This window comes from Shewanella sp. SG41-4, from assembly GCF_014164505.1.
Lineage (GTDB): Bacteria > Pseudomonadota > Gammaproteobacteria > Enterobacterales > Shewanellaceae > Shewanella.
This window is the reverse complement of sequence record NZ_JACJFI010000419.1, coordinates 1-2,519: the sequence shown is the minus strand read 5'-3', so window position 1 is coordinate 2,519 and position 2,519 is coordinate 1. Positions and strand designations below refer to the sequence as shown.

4 protein-coding genes are annotated in these 2,519 nt (G+C 36.3%); 3 read left to right on the top strand and 1 reads right to left on the bottom strand.

Annotated elements, in window-relative coordinates:
- The 3 genes from H5202_RS20535 to H5202_RS20525 form a co-directional block, all read left to right on the top strand.
- On the top strand, window positions 1-473 hold a 473-nt coding region (locus H5202_RS20535), incomplete at its 5' end, for a DNA replication terminus site-binding protein (protein ID WP_182773697.1).
- A 9-nt stretch (window positions 474-482) separates the two neighbouring features.
- A complete protein-coding gene (locus tag H5202_RS20530) occupies window positions 483-818 on the top strand; it encodes a hypothetical protein (protein ID WP_182773696.1) in 336 nt (111 codons plus the stop codon).
- A 524-nt stretch (window positions 819-1,342) separates the two neighbouring features.
- A complete protein-coding gene (locus tag H5202_RS20525; RefSeq protein WP_182773695.1) occupies window positions 1,343-1,861 on the top strand; it encodes a hypothetical protein in 519 nt (172 codons plus the stop codon).
- A gap of 82 nt (window positions 1,862-1,943) precedes the next feature.
- Here the strand turns inward: H5202_RS20525 and H5202_RS20520 are convergent.
- On the bottom strand, window positions 1,944-2,519 hold a 576-nt coding region (locus H5202_RS20520; protein WP_220493951.1), incomplete at its 5' end, for a hypothetical protein.

The window sequence follows — 2,519 nt, the reverse complement described above, 5'->3', positions numbered from 1 at the left end:
TATCTGCAACAAGGAATATTAGAAGTTGTGATATCCCTATACACACTGTTAGTTTTTATTGGCAACACAAATCAATTCATAAGGTTATTACTATTGAAGAAGCAAAAATTATTTTAGAAAAATCAAAAGATAATCCAACGTTTGAATATGCTTGGGCTCATCGTGATGAAAAGTTAGATATGATCCAAAAGGAATTAGAACACCTTAATCACATACCTAATAATCATCGGATTGTCGAAATAAACCAAACCAGAACACAACCGTTTGTTGATTTATGGACTCGTTCGAATAATGGGAAATCAAATAAAAAAGTGGCCACATACAATGCAACATTGCCAGTTATTTTATTTGGGGAGCCACCACAGAAAACTAATATTTTGACTGATTATCATCGTGAAATGGTTAAATTTAAAGAAGTTGCACACACATTAATTAACACTCGAAAATCTTGGTACGCTGTGCCTGAAAAATAGAGGTATATTATGATCACATTCTTACTTGCTACGACACTTGTTTTTCCATCAATAAGCGAGCTACCAAACGGAGTAAAAGTTGATGATAAACAATTGTTTATGGTTGCATCATTCGTCATAGAAGAACCAAAGGTGTCACAGCAAAAACGCTATATTGACAGCCTGTATAACACTCAGATGCAGACTTTACAGTCAAAAATTACAAGTAACAACCAACGTTTTCTTAACCTAATTAACTCTAAAGTTATTGTTGGCAAAACCATGTTACTTAATAAAAACAGCCTAAAAAGCAACGTTGATACCATTTTGGATATGTCATATCGATTTAATGAGGCAAGTGAATGACCGAATCTTACTATGTATTCTTTCGATATAGCTTATTTAGGATAAGCGTAATCGCGTTTACTATTCCTTTTGTAATTTGTTTATTGATAACTATTATCAACTATAATATTTATCAGTACCATCTACCTTATCATTGGTTTCTCGTAACTTTTATACCTTTCCTATTTGTAGGTTATAAAATCAAAATCAGAGTTAAAGAACAGAAATTAATGATAGAACGATGTTTCATTAATGTCATTTTATTGAAAACACATTCCGCTCTGCGTGACGAAAATTCGGTAAAGTGGATTCGTTCAAATGATAATGAAGCGTTGTATGAGCTTTATGCTGATGGCGAAAATACAGGACTAATCATAGATTTATAAGCTAATACACTTAGTTACTTTAGTTAAGTAGGACTTACTTTAAAAAATTAAAGTTAAGTTATTTAAATCTTATAATAAAGTTAGTTATAATCAATCTATAACCTTTCTCGCTTCGGAGTTTTTATCAAATTATCTTATCAAGAAGCTAAAGAACTGATTATGGAGTTTGGAATATTCACCGCCAAAGAATACACAAGATTCAGGAAGAGTTCTGTTGATTTAAAAAAGCAATTACCATATCAACCAAGCGTCTTTTACAAAAAGGAATGGGCTGGATGGAATGAATTTACAGGTATTAAGCATAAGAGTAGCAACATAGATCTTCAGCAAATTCAAAAAATAGCTATTGAAATGGGGATCAAAACTCGAGAAGAGTGGCGAATGGCGGTTGCTACGAATCGGATAGACGCACCATTATATGTATCAAAGGTGCAAGGATTCAGTAATTGGTCTCAATTTCTTAATGTTGAAAGGTATGTTGGTTTTGATGAGCTGCTAAATTTTACTCGTTCATTAAATTTGAAAACTCAAACTGACTGGCGTAAATGGTGTAGAGACAACGAAAGACCGTCAAGTATCCCTTTTGATCTACAAACCCACTATAAGAGTGACTACATATCAGCTAATCCTAATTCAAAGATAAGTTTTTGGCGTTTTATATTTGTTGGTTTTAAGTAGTAAATTTATACAAAAATCTATTCATTGTATTTGATTTTGTAGAAATCCCGTGATGGGATTTCTACAAACCATTTTATTTACATTACACCCTTCCGCCCACTGAAGCGTTAGAAAAATTAATTACACTTTCATTTTCCCTTTGCTTTGCTTCTGATTCGTTATCAATATTTACATTTTGCTCGCTTCCAGCCGGTGTAGCAGCATCATTGCCTTGAGTCCCATTGTTTGCTACTTGAGCCGGAGCTACGCTGGCATTACTCTGGCCTTTTTCACTGGCAGCTGGTGTAGCAGCGTCATTGCCTTGAGTCCCATTGCTTGCTACTTGAGCCGGAGCTACGCTGGCATTACTCTCACCTTGTTCACTGGCAGCTGGTGTAGCAGCATCATTGCCTTGAGTCCCATTGTTTGCTACTTGAGCCGGAGCTACGCTGGCATTACTCTGGCCTTGTTCACTGGCAGCTGGTGTAGCAGCGTCATTACCTTGAGTCCCATTGCTTGCTACTTGAGCCGAAGCTACGCTGGCATTACTCTGGCCTTGTTCACTGGCAGCTGGTGTAGCAGCGTCATTGCCTTGAGTCCCATTGCTTGCTACTTGAGCCGAAGTTACGCTGGCATTACTCTGACCTTGTTCACTGGCAGCTGGTGTAGCAGCGTCATT